General features: G+C 41.3%; 24 protein-coding genes. 15 read left to right on the top strand and 9 right to left on the bottom strand.

The annotated features are described in order from the left end of the window. Positions 1 to 44: 44 nt before the first annotated feature. Positions 45 to 1,178 (bottom strand): zinc-dependent alcohol dehydrogenase, encoded by a 1,134-nt coding sequence (locus BPOF4_RS16590; RefSeq protein WP_012960374.1) that lies wholly within the window; start codon positions 1,176 to 1,178, stop codon positions 45 to 47. 233 nt (positions 1,179 to 1,411) lie between these two features. On the opposite strand from BPOF4_RS16590, the gene BPOF4_RS16585 reads away from it, so the two are divergent. Both BPOF4_RS16585 and BPOF4_RS22510 read left to right on the top strand, forming a co-directional pair. Then, complete coding sequence (locus BPOF4_RS16585) at positions 1,412 to 2,638, top strand: dicarboxylate/amino acid:cation symporter (protein ID WP_012960373.1); 1,227 nt, start codon at positions 1,412 to 1,414, stop codon at positions 2,636 to 2,638. A gap of 208 nt (positions 2,639 to 2,846) precedes the next feature. After that, positions 2,847 to 2,990: a hypothetical protein gene (locus BPOF4_RS22510; protein WP_012960372.1), complete on the top strand. Its 144-nt coding sequence runs from the start codon at positions 2,847 to 2,849 to the stop codon at positions 2,988 to 2,990. A gap of 429 nt (positions 2,991 to 3,419) precedes the next feature. Here BPOF4_RS22510 and BPOF4_RS16575 read toward each other — a convergent pair whose 3' ends face one another. The 6 genes from BPOF4_RS16575 to BPOF4_RS16550 form a co-directional block, all read right to left on the bottom strand. Continuing rightward, positions 3,420 to 3,599 carry a small acid-soluble spore protein H gene (locus tag BPOF4_RS16575; RefSeq protein ID WP_012960371.1) on the bottom strand — a complete coding sequence of 60 codons (180 nt, stop codon included), beginning with the start codon at positions 3,597 to 3,599 and terminating at the stop codon, positions 3,420 to 3,422. A 57-nt stretch (positions 3,600 to 3,656) separates the two neighbouring features. Next, positions 3,657 to 4,709: a diguanylate cyclase gene (locus BPOF4_RS21275; protein ID WP_274378537.1), complete on the bottom strand. Its 1,053-nt coding sequence runs from the start codon at positions 4,707 to 4,709 to the stop codon at positions 3,657 to 3,659. A gap of 218 nt (positions 4,710 to 4,927) precedes the next feature. Further along, the gene (locus BPOF4_RS16565; RefSeq protein ID WP_012960369.1) at positions 4,928 to 5,233 is read right to left on the bottom strand and encodes a DUF3243 domain-containing protein; all 306 of its coding nucleotides are present in this window, start codon (positions 5,231 to 5,233) and stop codon (positions 4,928 to 4,930) included. 130 nt (positions 5,234 to 5,363) lie between these two features. Further along, the gene (locus BPOF4_RS16560; protein WP_012960368.1) at positions 5,364 to 6,053 is read right to left on the bottom strand and encodes a hypothetical protein; all 690 of its coding nucleotides are present in this window, start codon (positions 6,051 to 6,053) and stop codon (positions 5,364 to 5,366) included. Next, a complete protein-coding gene (locus BPOF4_RS16555) occupies positions 6,050 to 6,925 on the bottom strand; it encodes an ABC transporter ATP-binding protein (RefSeq protein WP_012960367.1) in 876 nt (291 codons plus the stop codon). The genes BPOF4_RS16560 and BPOF4_RS16555 overlap by 4 nt, the downstream gene beginning before the upstream one ends. After that, the gene (locus tag BPOF4_RS16550) at positions 6,926 to 7,291 is read right to left on the bottom strand and encodes a GntR family transcriptional regulator (protein ID WP_031311681.1); all 366 of its coding nucleotides are present in this window, start codon (positions 7,289 to 7,291) and stop codon (positions 6,926 to 6,928) included. 222 nt (positions 7,292 to 7,513) lie between these two features. On the opposite strand from BPOF4_RS16550, the gene BPOF4_RS16545 reads away from it, so the two are divergent. Genes BPOF4_RS16545 through BPOF4_RS16530 form a run of 4 tightly spaced genes read left to right on the top strand, consistent with a single transcriptional unit; the run spans position 7,514 to position 12,741 of the window. Further along, positions 7,514 to 8,983 (top strand): PTS mannitol transporter subunit IIBC, encoded by a 1,470-nt coding sequence (locus BPOF4_RS16545; protein ID WP_012960365.1) that lies wholly within the window; start codon positions 7,514 to 7,516, stop codon positions 8,981 to 8,983. A 30-nt stretch (positions 8,984 to 9,013) separates the two neighbouring features. Then, a complete protein-coding gene (locus tag BPOF4_RS16540; protein ID WP_012960364.1) occupies positions 9,014 to 11,155 on the top strand; it encodes a BglG family transcription antiterminator in 2,142 nt (713 codons plus the stop codon). Between the two features lie 13 nt (positions 11,156 to 11,168). Next, complete coding sequence (locus tag BPOF4_RS16535) at positions 11,169 to 11,603, top strand: PTS mannitol transporter subunit IIA (protein ID WP_012960363.1); 435 nt, start codon at positions 11,169 to 11,171, stop codon at positions 11,601 to 11,603. A 1-nt stretch (position 11,604) separates the two neighbouring features. Next, positions 11,605 to 12,741, top strand: a complete 1,137-nt coding sequence (locus tag BPOF4_RS16530; protein WP_012960362.1) for a mannitol-1-phosphate 5-dehydrogenase — start codon at positions 11,605 to 11,607, stop codon at positions 12,739 to 12,741. 265 nt (positions 12,742 to 13,006) lie between these two features. Here the strand turns inward: BPOF4_RS16530 and BPOF4_RS16525 are convergent, their stop codons facing one another. Further along, positions 13,007 to 13,366, bottom strand: coding sequence for a spore coat protein (locus BPOF4_RS16525; RefSeq protein WP_012960361.1), 360 nt, complete (start codon positions 13,364 to 13,366; stop codon positions 13,007 to 13,009). A gap of 33 nt (positions 13,367 to 13,399) precedes the next feature. Continuing rightward, positions 13,400 to 13,708, bottom strand: coding sequence for a hypothetical protein (locus tag BPOF4_RS16520; protein WP_012960360.1), 309 nt, complete (start codon positions 13,706 to 13,708; stop codon positions 13,400 to 13,402). A 430-nt stretch (positions 13,709 to 14,138) separates the two neighbouring features. On the opposite strand from BPOF4_RS16520, the gene BPOF4_RS16515 reads away from it, so the two are divergent. From BPOF4_RS16515 to BPOF4_RS23030, 9 genes are all read left to right on the top strand, one after another. Beyond that, positions 14,139 to 16,520, top strand: coding sequence for a 3-hydroxyacyl-CoA dehydrogenase/enoyl-CoA hydratase family protein (locus BPOF4_RS16515; RefSeq protein WP_012960359.1), 2,382 nt, complete (start codon positions 14,139 to 14,141; stop codon positions 16,518 to 16,520). Positions 16,521 to 16,546: 26 nt separating this feature from the next. Further along, positions 16,547 to 17,728: an acetyl-CoA C-acetyltransferase gene (locus tag BPOF4_RS16510; RefSeq protein ID WP_012960358.1), complete on the top strand. Its 1,182-nt coding sequence runs from the start codon at positions 16,547 to 16,549 to the stop codon at positions 17,726 to 17,728. Between the two features lie 48 nt (positions 17,729 to 17,776). Continuing rightward, positions 17,777 to 19,561: an acyl-CoA dehydrogenase family protein gene (locus BPOF4_RS16505; protein WP_012960357.1), complete on the top strand. Its 1,785-nt coding sequence runs from the start codon at positions 17,777 to 17,779 to the stop codon at positions 19,559 to 19,561. Positions 19,562 to 20,087: 526 nt separating this feature from the next. Next, positions 20,088 to 20,255, top strand: a complete 168-nt coding sequence (locus tag BPOF4_RS22290; RefSeq protein WP_012960356.1) for a hypothetical protein — start codon at positions 20,088 to 20,090, stop codon at positions 20,253 to 20,255. Between the two features lie 36 nt (positions 20,256 to 20,291). Beyond that, positions 20,292 to 20,648, top strand: a complete 357-nt coding sequence (locus BPOF4_RS16500) for an arsenate reductase family protein (protein WP_012960355.1) — start codon at positions 20,292 to 20,294, stop codon at positions 20,646 to 20,648. 124 nt (positions 20,649 to 20,772) lie between these two features. Beyond that, positions 20,773 to 21,162 (top strand): glycine cleavage system protein GcvH, encoded by a 390-nt coding sequence (gene gcvH / locus BPOF4_RS16495; protein WP_012960354.1) that lies wholly within the window; start codon positions 20,773 to 20,775, stop codon positions 21,160 to 21,162. A 108-nt stretch (positions 21,163 to 21,270) separates the two neighbouring features. Continuing rightward, positions 21,271 to 21,507, top strand: coding sequence for a YusG family protein (locus tag BPOF4_RS16490; RefSeq protein WP_012960353.1), 237 nt, complete (start codon positions 21,271 to 21,273; stop codon positions 21,505 to 21,507). A gap of 121 nt (positions 21,508 to 21,628) precedes the next feature. Continuing rightward, positions 21,629 to 22,135 carry an MFS transporter gene (locus BPOF4_RS23035; protein ID WP_476489871.1) on the top strand — a complete coding sequence of 169 codons (507 nt, stop codon included), beginning with the start codon at positions 21,629 to 21,631 and terminating at the stop codon, positions 22,133 to 22,135. A 16-nt stretch (positions 22,136 to 22,151) separates the two neighbouring features. Continuing rightward, complete coding sequence (locus tag BPOF4_RS23030; protein ID WP_476489870.1) at positions 22,152 to 22,901, top strand: MFS transporter; 750 nt, start codon at positions 22,152 to 22,154, stop codon at positions 22,899 to 22,901. Positions 22,902 to 22,922: the final 21 nt, after the last annotated feature.

The raw sequence follows: 22,922 nt of genomic DNA, 5'->3' as shown, positions 1-22,922 counted from the left end.
AACTGCACCTTGCATGTTGCAACATGTAAGGTGCAGCTTTTTTATTATGGCTTTAAAACAACTTTAATACAGTCATCTTCATGGTTATTAAAGATTTCATATCCTTTCTTCGCCTCATTTAGTGGGAGTTTATGAGTAATGATCTCCTTTGGGTCAAACTCTTTATTAGTTATTTTATCTAATAAAAGAGGCATAAACGGTATAACAGGAGCCTGTCCCATTTTTAAAGTGATATTCCTTGTGAAAAAAGCCCCTAAAGGGAATTGATTATAGAGACTCCCATATACCCCTGTGATCTGAACAGTGCCTGCTTTCCGAACAGCTTTAGTGGCTATTTGAATAGGACCGAGTGTCCCGCCTTGCAGTTTTAATTTCTGTTCAATAAACTCAATCGGCGATTTTTTACCGTCCATCCCCACACAATCAATGACAACATCCGCTCCGCCTTTAGTAATTTCTTTTAAATATTCACCCATATCTTCAAACGCAGCGAAGTCAAATACTTCTACGTTATTTAATGCTTTTGCTCGTCTTAAGCGGTAATCGAGATAATCCACTGCAATCACTCTTTTAGCTCCGTGCATCCAAGCAAATTTTTGGGTCATTAAACCAACCGGCCCACAACCGAGTACAATAACCGTATCTCCTTTTTTGACACCGGAATGAACCACACTCCAATAGGCAGTCGGGAGTACATCACTTAAAAACAGCAATGATTCATCTTCAAGTTCGCATGATTCAGGAATCACAAATGGTGTGTAATTTCCAAAAGGAACTTTTAAATATTCTGCCTGACCTCCGGGATGGTTTCCGAACTTTTCCGTGTATCCAAAATATCCGCCGGAATCATAGTGAGGATTAGAATTATCACATTGACTGGTCAAATCATGCTGGCAATACATACATTCACCACAGGAAACATTGAATGGAATAACGACGCGGTCTCCTTTTTTGACTCGCTCGACATCAGGTCCTACTTCTTCTACGATTCCCATCGGTTCATGACCGATGATGTATCCTTTTGGCAAAGGCATATTTCCTTGATACAAGTGAAGGTCAGACCCGCAAATAGCTGTCGAGGTGATACGAACGATCACATCATCTCGTTTTTCAAGCTTTGCATCGGGCACTTCACTTACTTCAACTGAGTGATTTCCTTGATACGTCACAGCTTTCATATACTACACTCCTCATCTTTTCGTCATTCCCATATAGTAGTATGGTGCAGAAAGTATGAAAGCTATTCTGATCTATGCAGGAATTGTAAGGTACGTCAGAAGGGTGGTAGGGTCAAGAACTAGCCTTACTCCGGCAGAGTTCTTTTTTTATGAGTAATGATTTTCTCAAGACTTATGGATCTATTCATTTGGAAAGAAATGACTTACTATAAATAGGAAAGGAGCTGACTAGATTGAAAGCATATCGTTTTCCTTTATTTTTAATAGCAGCCATTATTATAGGTAGTATTTTAGGTATTTTATTAGGTGAACGAGCAGAAGTGTTGAAGCCTTTAGGTGATATCTTCTTAAATCTCATGTTCACGATTGTTGTACCGCTCGTCTTTTTCTCGATTAGTGCGGTGATTGCCAATATGTCAAACTTAAAGAGGCTTGGCACAATTATGACGTGGATGATGATCGTCTTTATTGTAACGGGCATTATCTCCTCGATCGTCATGATTGCAGCGGTCACTCTATCGCCGCCAGCTGCTGGTGTGTCAATTCAATTTGAAACCCCAGAAGAAATCGATGAGTCACTTAGTCTAGGTGCTCAAATTGTCCAAGCTGTGACTGTTCCTGATTTCGTTGATATTTTCTCAAGAACGAGTATGCTCGCTTTGATTATTATGAGTGTATTAGTAGGGTTTGCAACGAATCTCGCCGGAAGCGAGGGACGTATTTTTGCACAGTTTTTAAATAGCGGCGCTCAAGTGATGCGCAAGCTTGTCGGCATTATTATGTATTATGCTCCAATTGGTCTCGGCGCTTATTTCGCTTCATTAGTAGGGGTATTCGGGCCAGAACTTTTAGGGAGCTATGCAAAAGCAATGATCGTCTATTATCCGGTTGCGATTCTCTATTTCCTGATTGGATTTACGTTATATGCTTTTATTGCCGGAGGGAAGTCAGGAGTGAAGGTGTTTTGGAAGAATATTTTAACGCCTGCAGTGACCGCTTTATCGACGGGAAGCAGTGTAGCGACCATTCCAGCCAACTTGCAAGCGACAGAAAAGATGGGTGTACATAAAGATGTACGAGATGTCGTCATTCCGCTAGGTGCATCAATCCATATGGATGGCTCCGCCTTAGCGGCAATATTAAAAATTGCTTTCTTGTTTGGGATTTTTCAAATGGATTTTCTAAGCTTTCAAACGTTCGCTATTGCGATTGGTATCTCTCTGTTAGTAGGGACTGTGATGAGCGGGGTGCCTGGCGGTGGATTTATTGGGGAAATGCTGATCATTACGATGTATGGTTTTCCGATGGAGGCTCTCCCTATTTTAGCAATTCTCGGTACGTTGGTTGATCCGCCTGCAACGATGGTTAATGCTTCAGGGGATGCCGTATCTAGTATGCTTGTTTCCCGCGCGGTTGAAGGAGACGAATGGATGGACGAAGCAGAACGGCCAGCAAGTTAGTGTATATAGGTTAATGAAGAAGACGACGATTCATTGATTGAAATGAAATGTCGTCTTTTTCTTGTTGAATAAGCTTACTTCATGGGGATTATTAATATATACAAAGACAGCGGTACATGATAAGGTAATAAGGTTTACTCAGTAAAATAAGGTATACTATATTTGTTGAATAGATTCTCTTTAAAGACAAGAAAAGTAGGTGAACAAAGTGGGAAAATATCAATTGGATTCTAAAGGTAAGGCAGCTGTAACAAAGTTTCATGAAAAACAGAAGCCTGCTAAATTGGATAAAAAGCAGCGACTCGAAAAAATACGTGCGGAGTATTTGAAAAAAAAGCAAACAGATAAATAATAATAAGAAAACCATAGGGAAACTAAAATCTCCCTATGGTTTTCTTATTTGAAATATTTTCTATGCATACTAAGCTCGCCGCTCCTGACATATACTTCGCTTTTCGCGAGGAGCTAGTGAGCTCCTCGGGCTTTGCCCTGTGGGATCTCACCCCTGCTCTAGTCCCTGCAGAAGTCTACGTATATTTCATCCGCTAAGTTATTGCTTTGGTAATTATCAAGTGGATTGATTTTGTTATAATTCAGTTCAACGTAAAAAAAGCTGGTGTCTAGGGCTTCGTTTGCAAAGATCAATGAACAGGTGTTTTTAATGATGAAATTGTTTAACTATATTCTCACTCTATTGATAAAAGACTCCGAGGCTGCCCGCAGGAAACGAGTGCCTAGGAGCCGAGATAACACCTAATGATAGGCGGCTTGCTATCAGTTCTTACTGCTCTACCAGCTGTGATAATGGTACGTCCTGCTCATTATTCGGCTCGTTCAGCGGATAAATTCTAGCCATTTGTGCGCCTTCATCAACATGTTGAATATACACAGCCTGTTCATTGTACATGACGTTTGCCATTACTGGTGATGCGGCAATCTCTTGTGCGCGTAGTGAGTTCATCTATACCCCTCCTTTAACTGAAGGTTAGGGTGTGCAGATCATCATAGAAATATGCGGTTAACTGCTCGCAGTATGAGAATGTCCTTTTTTAATGTTTACCCGGTTTCGTCCTTCTGTTTTAGCAGTATAAAGCTGTCTATCTGCAGCTTCAATGGCTTCATTTAACTGATCAGGAGCCTCTAGGCGGGCTATACCGACCGAGATGGTTACCCTGCCGATTTTCTCCCCTTCAATGTTCTGAAAAGGAAAAGACTCTACTTTCTCTCTAATAAGATCTGCGACCACATAGGCATCTCTAATAGAAGAAGCTTCGATACACAGAATAAATTCTTCTCCGCCATACCTTGCACAAAGCAAATGGTTTGATGAATATAACGTAAGAATTGTAGCAAGGTCTTTTAACACTTTATCACCGCTTGGGTGTCCATTCGAATCGTTAATACTTTTAAAATGGTCAATATCGAGCATAGCAATATATGAAGAGCCTGCCGACTTTTTCTCGCGAATCATCTCAGAAAACTTCCTTACATTATAAAGACCTGTCAACGGGTCATGATCGGCATAATGTTTAAGCTTATCCATAAGCTCAAGATTTCGGTAGCTAAGTGTAATAAAGTAAAACAACGTAAATGCGCCTAAATGAAATGAAACGAAGCGGATGAGCCAAAAATCCTGAAATGCTTCAAGACCGTTTGGAACAAAGAAAATAATCGGCAGATCACAAATTAACCAAAATAAAGTGTATAAGAAGAAACCTTTCATATACGTTAAAGGCGCTTTTTTAAGGTGAAACACTCCTAATGCGATAAACGTCGGAATCATTAATCCGAAAATAACCCCAGGCACAGCCCCGGGTCCTCCTATAACTGCGAAGCGCCAAATAGAGGTGATGATCAGCGTTGGAATAGCGAGCAAAGGTCCATGCAGGATTGCTAAAATCGTTATTGGAATCGTACGCAAATCAAACCTGAACTCATCAATAAAGATTGGCATATAAAACATTGCAATGATTGCACTTGAAATAATCAAGACATGCATAAATGATTTTTCAAACTTGAGTTTTGTAATATTTTTCTCTTTAAAATAGAGGCTCTGAATACAGAGGTGCATAAATAATAGAATTGAAATATTAGCTAGAATTGATTGGATCAAAATTTTCACATCCGTACTGTAGTGATTTCTACCTAATTATACGCATCTATTTTCCTCTTGGATAGGGAAAATTTGGTGGGATTGTGTCGAATAAATGAGGGAATTAATCGGGCTTACATTAGGGCACTGTCTGAGGTCAAACTAAAAAGGCTGCCCGCTAGAGGACAGCCTTTTTATTAATTTGTAGATTGTGCCAATCGTACAAGCATATGTGCTAGATGATGACGTTGTTCTTGATCACCTAATTGCCATAGCTCTTGAAGAAGCTTTTCTTCACGGTTTCTAGGATCTTCTTTTGCAGCGAGGTAATCGCCGACTTTTTCAGCATATTTTGCCAGTGTCTCTTCGCTCATGCCTAATTTTTCACCTTTTGCTACTTTGTCACCTAAGTAATCCTTAAACTGCTCAAAGTTTTGCAGGATCTCTTCTTTTTCTTCAGGAATAGATTGTTGAACTTCACTCTCAATTTTGTTTTCGTTCATTTTATAAAACCTCCTGATCCAAATTTTGGTGTACAGTAGTCTGTTCCCATATAGAAAGATCCTAAACATTTTAACCGAAAATAAGACGATCCTCCTATGATGGAGAATCGTCTTTGATATGGAAAAGTTTTTAGATGGAAGCTTTTGATAGACTGAAATAGCTTATGACTCCTAAAACAAAAGTTAGTGCAAGCATAACAAGAAATTCTGTTATAAACGTACCGCTGTTTGGTAAAGTGATCATCCAATCAATGATTGGTGTATGAATCGCCGGGATAAATAATAAGAGCACGGAAGCTGCTACAACAGACAGCATAGCCCATTGACCAAACCTCACTTGTAAGGAGGCAAGGAAGAATAAAAGCATTCCAAGCATACTCATAATTAATCCATCAGCCACTAGATTTACCCAAAATCCATTACCGGAAGAAAGAACGGAATCCCACGTGAAAAACGTAATTTCACTTTGAATAAGAAACGATTGAATTAGATCGATAAAGAAAATGTAGAGTTGATTAATGAGAGAGAATACAAGACTAAGCAGCAAAGTGAAAATCGTCACATTGAAAACAAATGCCTTTCTAGTCGTTCCTAAGTGAATCGCATGTTCAAAATCCCCGCTGCTTAATAATCTGTAGCCAAAAATAGCAAGGAACACATACATTGGTGCATTTGTCATCACAATCATATTAGGAATTCCAAGAAATAACACGAGTAAAAGGAAGAAGAGAACAAACCCTGTCAAAATCGCCCAGAAGGTGATGAAGCTCTTTTTTAAATCAGACATAATCATCGTACTTTGTGCAGTAAATTGTCTCATATTCTTGCCTCCTTTTTTCCGTCCGTAAGCATGACCATAGATTGCTGGAGGGTCAGTGTCTTTTTCTCGATCGATGGCGGCAGCGCGTCAAGCACTAGATCAGGGTCATATACAGTAGCTGAGTATTCGCCGATAAAAGACGACTCACTCAATAGTTTAACCTCATTAAGAAGCGGGGCGATTGCTTCTTTAGATCCACGCAGGACATACGTCTTTTCCTTTAATGCCTCTACGCTTTCTGTTAAAGCAAGCCGTCCATGATTGATTAGGTGGATATCTTGAAACAAATTGCTTACTTCATCAATTAAGTGAGTGGAGAGTATGATTGTTCTTGGGTGAGTAGTGTAATCATCGAGCAGCAAATCATAGAAGGTTTGTCTTGCTGCTGCATCCATACCGATATACGGTTCATCAAAGATTGTGAGAGGGGCTCTGCTTGCAATACCGATAGAAATTCCAAGAGCTGAAGTCATACCTTTTGATAATTGAGATACTTTCTTCTCTAAAGGCAGATTAAAGATGTTCAGGTACTCCATAGCGGCATCCTGGTCAAGCATTGGAAAGTATGCAGGAGCAATCTTCAATACATCTTTCACTTTCATCGCAGCCTTAAAATTACCGCTCTCTTTTATAAAACAGATTTTTGATTGAATAGCAGGGTTATCAAATGGTGTCTCCCCGTCAATAAGGATGGAGCCCGCGGAAGGAAGGGACTGACCAGTCATCAATTTCATCAATGTTGTTTTCCCTGCACCATTTCGACCAAGCAGTCCATAAATCCGGTTCTCTTCAAACGTACATGAAATAGAGTCAATGATGGTTTCTTTCTTTATCCTCTTAGACACGTCATTTAATACGATATTCGTGCTCATTTATTTTCCTCCCTTGTTGATCATCTCAATAATAGCCTCTTTTGATAACTGGAGTTTTTCTGCCTCATGAAGCAGCGGGGTAATAAAGTCATTACTGAACTTTTGCCTGCGTTCCTCAAGCAGTTTCTCTCTGGCACCTTCTGCAACAAACATACCTACACCCCTTCGTTTAAATAATATTCCTTGCTCTACTAAAAGATTGATCCCTTTTGCGGCTGTGGCAGGATTAATTTGATAATGTTTAGCAAATTGATTTGTAGAAGGAACTTGAGCGCCTTCTGCTAGTTCATCATGGATAATGTTATCAGCGATCTTTTCAGCGATTTGCAAAAAGATGGGCCGTGAGTCATCGAATCGCTCCATCATTACCTCCTTGGTTCATTACTTATGTAACTAACCATATTACGGTTACAAATATTTGTCAATAATAAGATTAAATAAATAATACTGATGGTGTTTTCCAAAAGATGTTTTTAATTTTGTCACTAAGGACATTGACGAAATTGCATTTAGATAGTGTTGAGAAGCCTATGAGAGCGCTTTACTATTAGAGTATAAGATTTATTACTTTTTGGGGGAGGAATGAACATGCCAAACGAACAAAGAAAAAACGCTGGTGTAAAAGCAAAGATTCAGCGATTTGGCAGTTATTTAAGCGGCATGATTATGCCTAATATAGGAGCATTTATTGCTTGGGGGATTATTACAGCCCTATTTATAGAAACCGGATGGATGCCTAATGAAAATTTAGTTCAGCTGGTTGATCCAATGATTATATATTTACTTCCATTATTGATTGCGTTTACAGGGGGTAAGATGGTCTATGACGCACGTGGAGGGGTAGTCGGAGCAACAGCTGCCATGGGTGTGATCGTCGGTGCAGATATTCCGATGTTTATCGGTGCGATGATTATGGGGCCGCTTGGCGGATATGCGATTAAGAAGGTCGATCAATTATTTGAAGGAAAAGTACGCTCTGGATTTGAAATGCTGGTCAATAACTTTACGGCTGGATTTGTCGGGTTATTTCTCACACTGCTTGCTTATCTTGGGGTAGGTCCAATTGTCTTAGCCTTTAATGGTATTTTAGCAGCAGGTGTACGTGTCATTGTAGATGCTGGAATGCTCCCGATTGCGAGTATTTTTGTTGAACCAGCGAAAGTATTATTTTTAAACAATGCCATTAACCACGGTATCCTTGGGCCATTAGGTATTCAAGAAGCCACAGAAACAGGGAAGTCAATTCTATTTATGCTAGAGTCTAACCCTGGTCCTGGTCTTGGGATTTTACTTGCCTTCTTAGTGTTTGGAAGAGGAGCAGCGAAGTATTCTTCTGGTGGAGCGGCAGTGATTCACTTCTTTGGGGGGATTCACGAAATCTACTTCCCGTACATCTTAATGAAGCCGATGCTTTTATTAGCAGCCATTGCCGGCGGTGCGAGCGGTGTATTCACATTCATGTTGTTTAACGTAGGATTAGTAGCCGTACCATCACCGGGAAGTATTATTGCTTACATGCTGATGACGCCTCGCGGGGATCATTTAGGAGTGCTGTTAGGTGTCATTGTGGCAACAGGTGTTTCGTTTGCTGTCGCATCTCTTATTTTAAAAAGTTCAAAAGATGACGAAGATGGTTTAGAAGAAGCAACGTCAAAAATGGAAGATATGAAGGGCAAGAAAAGCAGTGTCAGCGGTGCTTTAACAGCTGAATCAACATCTGAAACAACAGAAGAAGTAACAACAACTGCTGATCAAGCAGGAAAACTTGACCCAAGCAAGATTAATAAGATCATCTTTGCATGTGATGCCGGTATGGGATCAAGTGCGATGGGAGCCTCGATCTTGCGAAATAAAGTGAACAAAGCAGGGCTCTCAATTGAAGTAACAAATAAAGCAATTAATCAGATTCCAGATGATGCTGATTTAATTATTACTCATAAAGATTTAACGGATCGCGCAAAACAAAAGCAGCCGAATAAAACGCATATTTCAGTTGAAAACTTTATGAATGGTGCAAAGTACGATGAGATTGTCAATGAATTAAAGGGTGACGAATAAAAAACTCGCCGGATGAACGGGGGTGATTCAATGTATTTGTCAGCAAGGGAAAGACATATCATTCAGTATTTAATCGAAGCCGAACAAGGCATCACGATTAAGGAAATAGCCGACCGATTAAATGTCAGCACACGAACGATCCATCGAGATATACAAGGGATTGAGCAGATGTTAACTCAATATGAACTGACGTTAGAAAGGCAGTCGGGTGTTGGGTTAAAGCTCACCGGAAGAGATACTAAAAAGATAGAGTTAAAAGAGCTCATTACAGAATCTGAGCCTAATGAGTATACACCTTGGGAGCGGCAGCAGCTGCTCCTATCTATTCTCCTGCAAGAACGAGAGCCGGTGAAGCTGTTTACGTTAGCCAAAGAAATTGGTGTAACGATTGCTACGATCAGCAATGATTTAAATAAAATCAATGATTGGCTGCAGTCATTTGATCTTGAAATGGTGCGCAAGCGCAGTTACGGGATTGAAATACAAGGGGATGAACCTAAAAAAAGAATGGCGCTCAGACGGTTGATTACAGACAAAGTGAGCGAGGAAGAGCTGGTGTCTATCCTGGAGTCTTACCGCTTAAAAAGTGAACTTGGGGAACAAGCGTCTGAAAAGCTTCTTTATTTAATTGATCTAAACGTCATTTTAAAAGTGCTGGAAACGCTGCATGAGCTCCGGAGAGATGGGGAGCCGATTGCAGATGTCTCCTATGTTGGTTTAGCTGTTCATTTAAGCTTAGCAGTTGATCGTATCAAGCGTGGCGAGAAAATTGAAAAGCATTCCGAGGGATTTGAAAAAGTATTAAAAACAAATGAATATGAAGCAGCTAAACGGTTAGTTAAAAAGCTCGAAGAAACCTTTTCCATCGATATTCCTCAAATAGAGGTCGCTTATGTAGCAATGCATTTACTCGGAGCTAAGCAAGGGGATGATGGCAGCTTCTTTTTTCAGGAAACGTCACTTGATATTGCGATGCGGGCGAAGAAATTAATCGAAGCAGTTGGTGTTCGCACAGAAGTCGCATTAATCAATGATCACTCATTGTTAGAAGGGTTGATCAGCCATTTAAAACCTGCATTGTTTCGTATGGAGCAAGGAATGAAAATTTATAATTCGATGCTTCCTGCTATTAAAGAAGGTTACGCGCCTTTATTTAATACGATCAAAGAATGTGTAGTCGAAATTTTTCCGACGTGGTCATTTCCAGATGAAGAGATTGGGTATCTTGTGATGCATTTTGGATCAGCCATTGAACGGTCGAAAAAGAAAGCTGTGATAAAAGCGATTGTCATTTGTTCAAGCGGCATTGGGACATCTAAGCTTTTAGCAACAAGGCTTGAAAAAGAGATCCCAGAAATTCAGGGGATTACGCATATGTCAGCATTTGATATTACCCAGGATCAGATTCCTGACCATACAGTGGTTATCTCAACGGTTCCCTTAATGTCAATTGATCCTTATTTTCTCGTTAATCCATTTTTATCTAAAAAAGAAGTGGACCGGATCCGTCAGTATATCCATTCATACAATTGGAATCCAAACAATAAGACGAAAGAACAGGCTGCTGACGCAAAAGAGGTAAGCAAGATGGAACATCAAATAGATGCTGAGAGCGCTTCTGATGACAAATGGGCGAAAGAAACGGTTTTGAGTGAACTCGGTCATATCGAGCAGCTCAGTTCCTTGATTAATTCAGTGTTATCTCATTTCAAATTAAAGAGTTGGCCTGTGTGTGAGTCACTGAATGAGTTAATTATTCAATTAGCGAAAGACCAGGAAGACAGCTCACTTGTTCGTAATAGCGAATTAGTTGCAGATGCGTTAATGAAAAGGGAAGAGCTAGGAGGCCTTGCCATTCCAGGAACAACGCTTGCTCTATTCCACACCCGAAGTGATGCCGTAGACATTGCGACGTTTACTGTACATGAGCTAGAAGAATCGATGCTTTTACGTGGAATGGACAATGAAGACACTGAAGTGAAACGGATTTTATTGATGCTCGCCCCGTTGGAATGGAATAGAGAAGGGCTTGAATTAATGAGTTTCATTAGTGCTCTTGTCATAGAAAGCAGCGAATCCATCCGTCAATTTGAAACGGGGGATGAGCAAGAGATTTTTACCTTGCTTGAGAAAAAGTTGAAAGAGTATTTAATTACTAAATTACAAAAATAGGAGTGTATCAAACATGGCTAAAGCAGTATTACAACTAGAGAATATTTTACACGGTGAGAATGTGCAATCGAAGGAGGATGCGATTCAGACTGTGGGAGGGCTTCTTCATAAAAATGGCTATGTCAACGCAGAGTATGTAAACAAAATGATGGAGCGTGAGGAGCTGACATCAACTTATATGGGGAACTTCTTAGCGATCCCGCACGGAACAGAAGATGCGAAAAAAGAAGTGATCGAATCAGGTATTACGATTATGCTCCTAGACCAGCCGATTGATTGGGATGGAAACGAAGTAAAGCTTGTCATTGGTATTGCAGGTAAAGGGGATGAACACTTATCAATCCTATCAAATATTGCAATCACATGCTCTGAAGAGGATACACTACAGCAGATTTTAAATGCAGGTTCAAAAGAAGAATTAATGAGCTTCTTCAACGAGGTTGAGTAATATGCTTGCTGTACACTTTGGAGCAGGAAATATTGGACGAGGCTTTATTGGAGAAGTACTCCATAAAAATGGCTATGACATTTACTTTGTTGATGTCGCCCAGCCTTTAATTGACCAGTTAAACGAGCAAAAATCGTATTACATTCGTTTAGCTCAGGAAAAAGAAGAAACGGTCCTTATCAAAAATGTTTACGGGTTGAACAGTCAAACCCAAGCAGATGAGGTCATAGATACGTTAGCAAAAGCTGATTTAATTACGGTGTCTGCTGGAGTTAATATTCTTCCGCTGATCGCACCGATTCTTGCAAAAGGGTTATTAAAGCGAGTGGAAGCAGGAGCTGGTGCAGTCGATGTCATTGCGTGTGAGAATGCTATTGGTGCATCAACGACGTTAAAAGGACATGTCTTAGATGAGATGAAAGACAATAAAGCAAAAGAAGCAATCTTAGCGAACGTTGGATTCCCCGATGCCGCTGTAGACCGAATTGTTCCTAATCAAACGAGAGACGGATTAAATGTACTTGTAGAGCCTTTCTTTGAATGGGTTGTGGCTGCAAAAGGCATGAAGACAGGAGAGCGTCTTCAAGGGGTGAACTATGTAGAAGAACTCAATCCTTATATTGAGCGAAAGCTGTATACAGTGAATACCGGCCATGCCTGCCTGGCGTATGTAGGATTTGCAAAAGGAATTCCTTCGATTGCAGAGGCGGTGGCAGATCAATCGATTCGTAAGGAACTAGAGGAAGTATTGAAAGAAACGAGCCGTCTCTTAGAAGAGAAGTATCAATTTGATGGAGCAGAACTAAAGGAATACCGCGAAAAAATCATCAGCCGCTTTGAAAATGTACATCTGTCAGATCCTGTTGAGCGAGTTGGAAGAAATCCCCTACGAAAGCTAAGTGCTTCCGACAGGCTGATTGGCCCTCTAGTACAGCTTTATGATCGTGGGATACAGTCGCCTCATCTGGTTAAAGTGGCAGCCGCAGCATTTCAATTTGATGTTCCTTCAGATGAAGAGAGCGTTAAGATTCAGAGCATGCTGAAGGAAAAAGGCTTAGAAGAAACGATTACTAAAGTGACTTCATTATCTGCAGACCACCCGCTGGTAACTCAGATTAAAGAACAATTAGAAGCATAATAAGCGGCTTTGTATGAGACGCGGGTGCAGGGTGAGGATGCAGTTAATTGGATGATTTCTGGACGTTTATGCGTCAGTAAGTGAGCTGATTGCGTTTGTTCATCGAGTGATTGCGTCGCTTAATGACTAAATTGCGTCAATTCATTGTAATTGAGCCCATTCCAAAGAAAAATGCGTCATTTGAAAGCATAATTGTATCGCTTCACAGAGGAATTGTGTTATTCCAATAAAAATGAGCTGCCCGCTATAAGGCAGCTCTATTTTTTTAGTTCATCGAAGGATTGCCGCTGCCATTTCCATAAGGAAGCTGGTTTGTGTAGCCTTGGAATTGTTGATAGCTTTGCTGCATTTTCTGTACTTCAGCAGCTTCTAGCGCATAGAATCCTTTTCGGAACATCACATTATACAAATCGCGCTGACAGTCTTGCGTTTGCTGGCAAATGCCGGCTAAGTCCTGATACAAAGCAGCGTGGCTTGCTTCGTTTAAAGCGATGCTGTAAGAAGACGTCATGTATTTTTCTGTAGCAAGCTGATCGTTAATGAAATCACGCTCAGACATTTGCGTATTTTTAGGAACTTGAAGCTCTGGGTTCTTAATTTTGTTTTGTTGTTGCTGTTGATTCATATACGATTCCTCCTAATTAACGAATGCTAAAGCTTACTGCATTGGAATAGTTGATTGAGCTTGAGTCGGCTGCAAATGCGTTAATATTTTCTCATAGTGCTGCTGATGCATCATACCAGCTTTCTCAAGTGCTTGCTTAATCTCTTGGTCCTGACATTGCTCAGCAAAAAAATGGGCTTTTTTTGTGGCAAGTAAATTCCACGAAAGCATATCATTTAAATATAGAGAGTCTTTTGTTGTAATCACTTGCGGCGGTTCAGGATACTGCATTTGCCCCGTTTGTGATTGAGACATGTTTCCTTGTTGCATAGCTTGCTGTTGTGGTGTTGGTTGTTGTTGCATAAGGAAAACCTCCTTTTGATCATAGAAAATCTTGCGTACCAAGCTTTTTGATACAGCTTTAGTGTTAGGGAACAGGGCGAGATATATGCTATGAACAACTAGGACAGTTTACAAAACAATGGAAATATGAGGTGGGGAGCCATAAATATAAAGGCATTAAACAAACATTTAATTAATAATATTTGATCAAACAATAAGAAAGATGATAATTTTCAGAATTATGTATTGCAACTGAACGACAATTCATTTATTATAAAGATAGAAGTTACGACAAATTGCTCGTTGCCTTTTTTTTGAGGAAATAATGAATGAGTATTCATTCGGTAAGTTTCCTGCATATGAAATCAACAGCAATCATATATAAGGTAAGGCTTGGACAAATCATTTATCCTAATGGATCAATCAGAACTAACGATTAAGGGGGAGAACAATGGGTAGACAAATTAAAAAAGCAGCTGTCATTGGATCGGGAGTTATGGGCTCTGGAATTGCTGCTCACCTTGCAAATATCGGAATCCCATCATTATTATTAGACATTGTTCCAAGAGAGTTAACACCACAAGAGGAAGCAAAGGGCTTAACGCTTGAGAGCAAAGCCGTTCGTAATCGTATCAGTACAGAGTCAATTAAGCGTCTGGCTAAACAAAAACCAGCTCCACTTGCAACTAAATCACTTGCTACATACATTGAGCCAGGCAACTTAGAAGATGACCTAGCGCGTCTTAGCGAGGTTGATTGGATTATTGAAGTAGTCGTTGAGAACTTAGATATTAAACGTCAGTTATTTGAAAAAGTGGATGCGGTTCGTACACCTGGTACAATCGTCACTTCTAATACATCCGGAATCTCCATTGAAGCAATGGCAGAAGGCCGTTCAGAAGATTTCCAAGCACATTTCCTTGGAACGCACTTCTTTAACCCGCCTCGCTACTTAAAGCTTTTAGAGGTGATTCCAACAGAGAAAACAAATCCAGACGTACTGTCATTTGTGAAAGCGTTTGCTGAAGATACACTTGGTAAAGGTGTGGTTGAGTGTAAAGATACACCTAACTTTATCGCAAACCGTATCGGAACTTACGGACTTTTAGTAACAGCTAATGAAATGCTTAAAGGGGAGTACTCTGTTGGAGAGATTGACTCTGTAACAGGACCTTTAATCGGCCGTCCGAAGAGTGCGACGTTCCGTACATTAGATGTCGTTGGACTAGATACATTCTTACACGTTGCTAAAAATGTGTATGACGAAGTGGAGGGTGCGGAAAAAGACGTATTTGACCCGCCTGCATTTATGAAGGAAATGGCTGAAAAAGGCATGCTCGGAAGCAAGAGCGGGCAAGGCTTCTTTGTACAAAAGCGTACGGAGAAGGGGAAAGAAATTTTAGAACTTAATCCAGTAACGCTTGAATACCAAGAACGTAAAAAGCTTCGTGCAGCCTCTGTAGAACAAGCAAAACAAGCGAAAAAGCCTGGTGATAAGTTAAAGGTGCTTGCTTATGCAGATGATCGTGCAGGACAGTTGATCTGGAACTTAGTGAAGCCAACCTTATTATACTCTGCTGAAAAAGCATATGAGATTGCAAATGACATTAAAGCTGTTGATGAAGCAATGCGCTGGGGCTTCGGCTGGGAGCTTGGTCCATTTGAAATGTGGGATGCGATCGGTGTGGCCAAGTCTGTTGAACGTATGGAAGCAGAAGGCGAAACGGTTCCTGGCTGGGTAAAGGAAATGCTTGAGACAGGAAACGAAACATTCTATAAAGGATCAAGCTACTTCCACCAGGGTGAATATAAGGGTGTGGAATCAAACCCTAAAAACATCCATCTAAAATCATTAAAGCCAGACAATGTGGTAATGAAAAACAGCGGTGCATCACTTATTGATATCGGTGATGATGTAGCATTGCTTGAATTCCACTCACCGAACAATTCCATCGGCCTTGATGTGATTCAAATGGTTAATAAGTCTATTGAAGAAGTAGAAAAGAACTTTAAAGGGCTTGTGATCTCAAACCAAGGAAAGAACTTCTGTGTAGGTGCGAACTTAATGATGATCTTAATGGAAGCACAAGATGATAATTTCTTTGAGATTGATTTAGTTATCCGTCAGTTCCAGCAAGCGATGGCCAATGTACGTTATTCAGCAAAGCCTGTTGTCACAGGACCGTTTGGAATGACGCTTGGCGGCGGAGCAGAGATCTGCCTGCCTTCTGCAAGCATTCAAGCAGCTCATGAAACGTATATGGGACTTGTTGAAGTCGGCGTCGGCCTCATTCCTGGCGGCGGAGGAAACAAAGAATTGTACCTTCGCAACCTTGAAAGCCTGCCGCAAGGAGCACAAATTGACCTTCAAGCAATCGCAAATAAAACATTTGAAACGATTGCCATGGCAAAAGTGGCAACATCGGCTCATGAAGCGCGTGAAAATGGCTTCTTAAGTGAACGCGACGGGGTTGTAATGAATGGGGAACACGTCATTCACCGTGCGAAACAGCAAGTCATTCACTTAGAAGAGTCTGGCTATCGTCCGCCAGAGCGTAAGAAGATTCCTGTAGTTGGTGAAACAGGCTATGCGACACTGTTGCTTGGAGCAAAAACAATGAAGTTTGGCGGCATGATTTCTGATCACGACTTAAAGATTGCCGAGAAGCTTGCATTCGTCTTAGCGGGCGGCCGCGTCCCTAAAGGAACACTTGTGGATGAGCAATACTTGCTTGATTTAGAGCGTGAGGCGTTCTTGAGTCTTGTTGGTGAGCCGAAATCACAACAACGTATGCAATACATGCTGACAAAAGGAAAGCCGTTACGTAACTAATTCAAACAGGCAGGAGGGATACGATAATGAGAGAAGCAGTAATCGTTGCTGGCGCTCGTACGCCAGTCGGAAAAGCAAAGCGTGGAACTTTAGCAAATGTGAGACCAGATGATCTTGGTGCTCTTACGATAAAAGAAACATTAAGACGTGCAGAAGGATTTGATCCAGCACAAATAGATGATGTGATTATTGGCTGCTCAATGCCAGAAGCAGAGCAAGGAATGAACGTCGCTAGAAGCATCTCTGCTCTTGCGGGACTTCCTAACACAGTACCAGCTATTACGATAAACCGTTACTGTTCATCAGGTTTGCAAAGTATTGCTTACGGGGCTGAGCGCATTATGCTGGGCCACTCAAAAGCGATCATTGCAGGCGGTGCAGAATCAATGAGTATGATCCCAATGGGCGGGCATGTCATTGCTCCTAACCCTACGCTTGTTGAAGAACAGCCTGAGTATTACATGGGCATGGGATATACCGCAGAAGAAGTAGCGAATCGTTTTGGCATCAGCCGCGAAGATCAGGATGCTTTCGCTGTAGAGAGTCATAAGCGAGCAGCGGCTGCGATTGAAGCGAATCGTTTTGCTGATGAAATTGTACCAGTCGATGTTACGCTTCGTGCAGTTGGACCTGACAATAAATTAAAAGAGAAAAAGGTTGTATTTGATACAGATGAAGGTGTTCGTCTTGATACAACGCTTGAAGGTCTTGCGAAACTTCGTCCGGCTTTCCATCCAAAAGGGTCTGTAACAGCTGGGAACTCGTCACAAATGAGTGATGGCGCAGCGTCGGTTCTTCTTATGGACCGTGAAGAAGCAGAAGCAAGCGGCCTGCAGCCGCTGCTTAAGTTTAGAAGTTTTGCTGTTGCAGGTGTTGCTCCTGAAATTATGGGGATCGGCCCGGTAGAAGCGATTCCTAAAGCTCTTAAACTAGCAGGTTTAGACATTTCTGATATTGGATTATTTGAATTAAATGAAGCATTCGCATCTCAATCACTTCAAGTTATTCGTCATTTAGAGCTTGATACAAATAAGGTGAATGTCAACGGAGGAGCCATTGCTCTTGGCCATCCGCTTGGATGCTCTGGTACAAAGCTGACGCTGTCATTGATGCATGAAATGAAGCGCCGCGGCGAGCAGTTTGGTGTTGTAACGATGTGTATTGGCGGCGGTATGGGTGCTGCTGGTGTGTTTGAATTAATTGGTTAATTAATAGGTGACAATTATTAGATCACATATATTAAGGGAGGAATTATGATGAGTAACACAGCAGAACGTGTCGTAAAAGGCGGGAGCTTCTTAGTAGAGGATATTGAGGCAGATAAGGTCTTTACTCCAGAGGACTTTACAGATGAGCAGATTATGATCGGCCGTACAACGGAAGAGTTTGCGGTGAAAGAAGTCGTACCTCATCTTGAAAAGATCGAAAACCACGAATTTGAGCACACAGTAAGGCTTTTAAAGCAAGCTGGTGAGATCGGACTTCTTGGTGCTGATGTACCTGAAGAATACGGCGGTTTAGGACTTGATAAGATCAGTTCATCTCTAATCTCTGAGAAATTTGTTCGCGGCGGTGCATTTGGATTAAGCCACGGCGCACACGTTGGAATCGGGTCACTTCCAATCGTATTTTTTGGAAATCACGAGCAAAAATCAAAGTACCTTCCTGGCCTGGCAAGCGGTGAAACCATTGCTGCTTATGCACTAACAGAGCCAAGCTCAGGTTCTGATGCTCTAGGTGCGAAAACAACTGCTGTTCTAAACGAAGCAGGAACGCACTATGTATTAAATGGGGAAAAGCAATGGATTACAAACTCTGCCTTTGCTGATGTCTTCGTTGTTTATGCAAAAATCGACGGTGAGCAGTTCACAGCATTTATCGTAGAAAAAGACTACGAAGGCGTTTCAACTGGTCCAGAAGAAAAGAAAATGGGGATCAAAGGATCTTCTACTAGAACACTAATCCTAGAAGATGCACTAGTTCCAAAAGAAAACATACTTGGTGAGATCGGCAAGGGCCATGTCATTGCCTTCAATATCCTAAACGTTGGTCGTTACAAGCTTGGAGTAGGCTGTGTAGGAAGCTCAAAGCGTGCGCTGGAGCTTGCAGCTAAATATGCAAACGAGCGTAAGCAATTTAAAACACCAATTGGGAAATTTTCTTTAATCCAAGAAAAGCTTGCAAACATGGCAACAGCAACATATGCTGCTGAAAGCTCCATCTATCGTACGGGCGGATTATTTGAAGAACGTCTTGGCGGATTATCTGATGAAGAGCAAAAAGACGGCCGTGCCGTTGCTAATGCAATTGCTGAATATGCGATTGAGTGTTCTTTAAATAAAGTATCAGGTTCTGAAACGCTTGATTATGTAGCCGATGAGGCTGTTCAAATCCACGGCGGTTACGGCTTTATGGCTGAATACGAAGTAGAGCGCATTTATCGTGATTCTCGTATTAACCGTATCTTTGAAGGAACAAATGAAATCAACCGCCTTCTTGTACCAGGTACGATCATGCGTAAAGCAATGAAAGGCGAGCTTCCTCTTCTTCAAAAAGCAACTGCGCTTCAAGAAGAGTTAATGATGATGATGCCGCAAGAAATCGGTGACTCGCCGCTTGAGCAAGAGAAATACTTGCTTGGCATGGCTAAGAAAATCTTCTTAATGGTAGCTGGTACTGGAGCTCAGAAGTATCAACAAAAGCTTCAGCACGAGCAAGAGCTTCTTTCAAATGTGGCTGATATCGTAAGTGAAGTGTTCTCTATGGAATCAGTAATCTTACGTACAGAGAAACAAATGAATAAGTCTGGCGAAGAGAAAGCAGCTCAAAAGCTTCGCATGACTCAAGTATATTGCCAAGAAGCATTCAACCGCATTGAAGCTCATGCGAAAGAATCTTTAGTGGCCATGGAAAGCGGAGATACTCTTCGTACGATGCTTTCCATCCTGCGCAAATTAACGCGCCACACGCCAATTAATGTAGTAAGCATTAAGCGTGAAATTGCAGCGGAAGTTCTTAAAGAAGAACGCTACGTTGTTTAATAGTTACGACTGTTAGTCCAATTACGTTAACCAATTTTGGGGCTTAACCGCCCCAAAAATTATATAACTCCTTTCTTATGAAGCATTCTCCTCTCTAGTACAAAAAAGCCCTGGAAGCGGGCTTTTTTGTCGTTAGTGCGGGAAGTGCTCGGACCAGAGCGGAAAGAGCGGAAGCCCAGGAAGATGGAGGCACGATGCAGACTGGCGGCTTGTTGCAGACCGGCGTAATGCAGACAGGCGCAATTATGACGAAGGTAGATACAATTGTTCTTTAGAATGACGCAATCAGTACCTGAACCGGCGCAATAAAGAGCAACTGACGCAATACACCGCTGTAGTGACGCATATATCACTCTGAGCAGCGCAATAAACGTTTAGACCGGCGCAATTCAACGCCACACCGACGCAATTGCCGCCCAGAGCTTTAAGTTATGCGGTACTATCAGCCCCCTCTAAACTTCCAGAATCGTTTCGGCTCATTCGTAGCATCCTATAATCAAATTTAACAACAAGGGAAGGGATTACGATGAAAAAGCAGCCGAAGATTGAGTATACAGGACCATTAACTGGAGTAGAGGAGTTTGCGACGGATCTAACAGAAGATACAACTCAAGCAGCCATTCAGCAAATGTGGGAAAGTGATATAGATGATCATGAGCGTAACAGTTGTAGAAATAGAAAAAATAAGCAATAATGACGTAAAGTATCCAAGCAGGAGAGGAGTTTTTTTATGTTAGTAACGTTTTATCATTATCCGAAATGCGGGACATGCCGTAAAGCGAAGAAGTGGCTCGAAGAAAATGGAGTTGAATTAAACGAAGTACATATTGTAGAATCACCTCCTTCTAAAGAAGAGCTTGAATCATTTTATAAAAAAAGCGGACTTGAGCTTAAGAAATTTTTTAATACGAGCGGACAAAAATATCGTGAGCTTGGCTTAAAAGATAAGCTGGCAGATATGAGTGATGAGGAGAAACTTGAGCTGCTTGCTTCTGATGGCATGCTGATTAAGCGCCCGATTACAACGGACGGCAATCTTGTCACGGTAGGCTTTAAAGAAGAGCAATTTGAGCAAACATGGAAATAATCCTATACAAAATCACGTTGATCATGACACATTAAGACAAAATCTTTCGACTAAGCATTTAGTTTATATGGCAAAAAAGGTATAATAGAGTGAGTATGTACCAAATTGATGGAGGGATTATCACATGAGTGCAAATGTACCAAAGGAATTAAAGTATTCAGAAGAGCATGAGTGGGTGAAAGTTGAAGACGATAAAGTACGTATCGGAATTACAGACTTCGCTCAATCAGAACTAGGAGATATCGTTTTCGTTGAGCTTCCTGAAGTTGGAGACGACATCGAAGCAAACGAGCCTTTCGGTAGTGTAGAATCAGTTAAGACTGTTTCTGAACTATATGCACCAATTAGCGGGAAAGTCGTTGAAATCAACGAAGAGCTTGATGATTCCCCTGAATTTGTAAACGAATCACCGTATGAAAAAGCATGGATGATCGTTGTTGAGCCTAAGGATTCAAATGAAGTGGACAAGCTGATGAACGATTCTCAGTATGCAGAAATGATCAGCGAAGATTAATCATTTTAGAGAAGGAGGAACCTGCCTCCTTCTCTTTCTTTTTCCTTGAGTAGAACACACCGTGCGGCATACACTATAGCTACACCATACATTTGGAGGGGAAACGGTATGGATTTAGTGAAAGTGGATGTGACAAGCAAGGTAAAAGGAAAGTATGAAAACGGCCATATGAACCTGTATGTGGATGATGCTCGCATCGGACAAGTAACGGAAACAGAAGCGGGCTTGCAGCATATTATGAGTGCTGGATATGTATTTGAAGAGGATAAAGTATATAGATATGAACAGACCGACCCTAACCAAGTGACTTCCTATGTAGACAGCTGTGAAGAGGGCTGGTGTTAGAAGAACTGGTGTTAGATGATGTAAGCTTTTCGTCTGAAAACTTTGACGAAAGGCTTTTTATTTTGGGTGAAATCGACTATTATATTTAGGGGATCGAAATAATGAAAAGGTGATGGTCGATATGGCGCGTCTTATGGGAGACTGGTCAAGACAGCTTAAATCATATAATCGAAATGTGCGTTTGTTTCTTTTAGCCTCTGTCCTAGCTAATATTGGGATGGGGATTTTTATGGTTATTTATAATTATTATATACGTGAGTTAGGCTATGTTGATCAAGTCAACGGCAGAGTCATTGCGATGCAGGCTATGGCTAGTGCGATTGCACTTTTGCCTGCTGGCTTGTTGAGTGATAAGATCGGCCGAAAGAAAGTCATCTTGTTTGGAGCCGTTTTTGCAGCCGTCAGTCTTTTACTAAGAGGGGTGCTGACAGCTGAAACACTTCTATTAGCAACTGCTTTTATGACAGGACTTTTTATGGCGTTTATCCAAGTTTCTTCTATTCCACTCCTTGCGGAAAATTCATCTGAAAAAGAACGGGTGCACCTGTTCAGCTTTAACTTTGCTCTTATTATGGTAGCAAACGTAATCGGAAACACATTAGGCGGGACGATGTCTGATTTTTCATAATGTATTTGGCCTCGCCATGTTAACAAGTGTACGAATCACCTTGTTGTTTGGGGCAGCATTATTTTTTATAGCGTTAATTCCAATTTTAAAGATTCGTGAGGAACAAAAAGTCCGCAAAGAGAAAACAGGAGCAAGCTCTCTAGGGAAGTTATTTACGACACATCGTTCCAGTCTGAAAGTGATCGGACTTTTCGCTGTAGCTAACTTATTGATTGGCTTTGGATCTGGTCTCGTTATCCCTTACCTGAATCTCTATTTTACCGACCGCTTTGATGTAAGTTATTCGGTTGTCGGTATTATTCTCTCTTTAGGCCAGGCAATGACGGCGATTGCGCTAATGATCGGTCCAAGTGTCGTGCGAAGAGTGGGTGAAGTAAAAGCGGTGGTCATTTTGCAGCTGTCCTCCTTGCCGTTTCTTCTATTAACTGCCTACACAGAAATATTGTGGGTTGCTGTTATAGGTTTCTTATTTAGGCAGGCATTAATGAATGCAGGGAATCCAATCCAGATGGCATTGATGATGCGGAAGGTAGATGACTCGATGAAAGGTCTTGCTAACTCAGTGGGCCAGATGGTGTTCCAGCTTGGCTGGGCGGTAATGGGTCCTGTTTCAACTACCCTTGTAATGATTCATGGTTCCTACTACGGGTATGCGTATGTATTCACGATCACAGCAAGCCTGTATCTCATCGGTTCGGTCTATTTTTTTCTAGTATTTAGGGAGAAAAAAGAAGCGGAAATATCTTCTTCAAATGTTTCGGCATAAAATCGTTGACAGCTAAAAAAC

The organism is Alkalihalophilus pseudofirmus OF4 (assembly GCF_000005825.2).
GTDB classification, from domain to species: Bacteria; Bacillota; Bacilli; order Bacillales; family Bacillaceae_D; genus Alkalihalophilus; species Alkalihalophilus pseudofirmus.
This window is presented reverse-complemented; position numbering and strand designations above follow the sequence as displayed.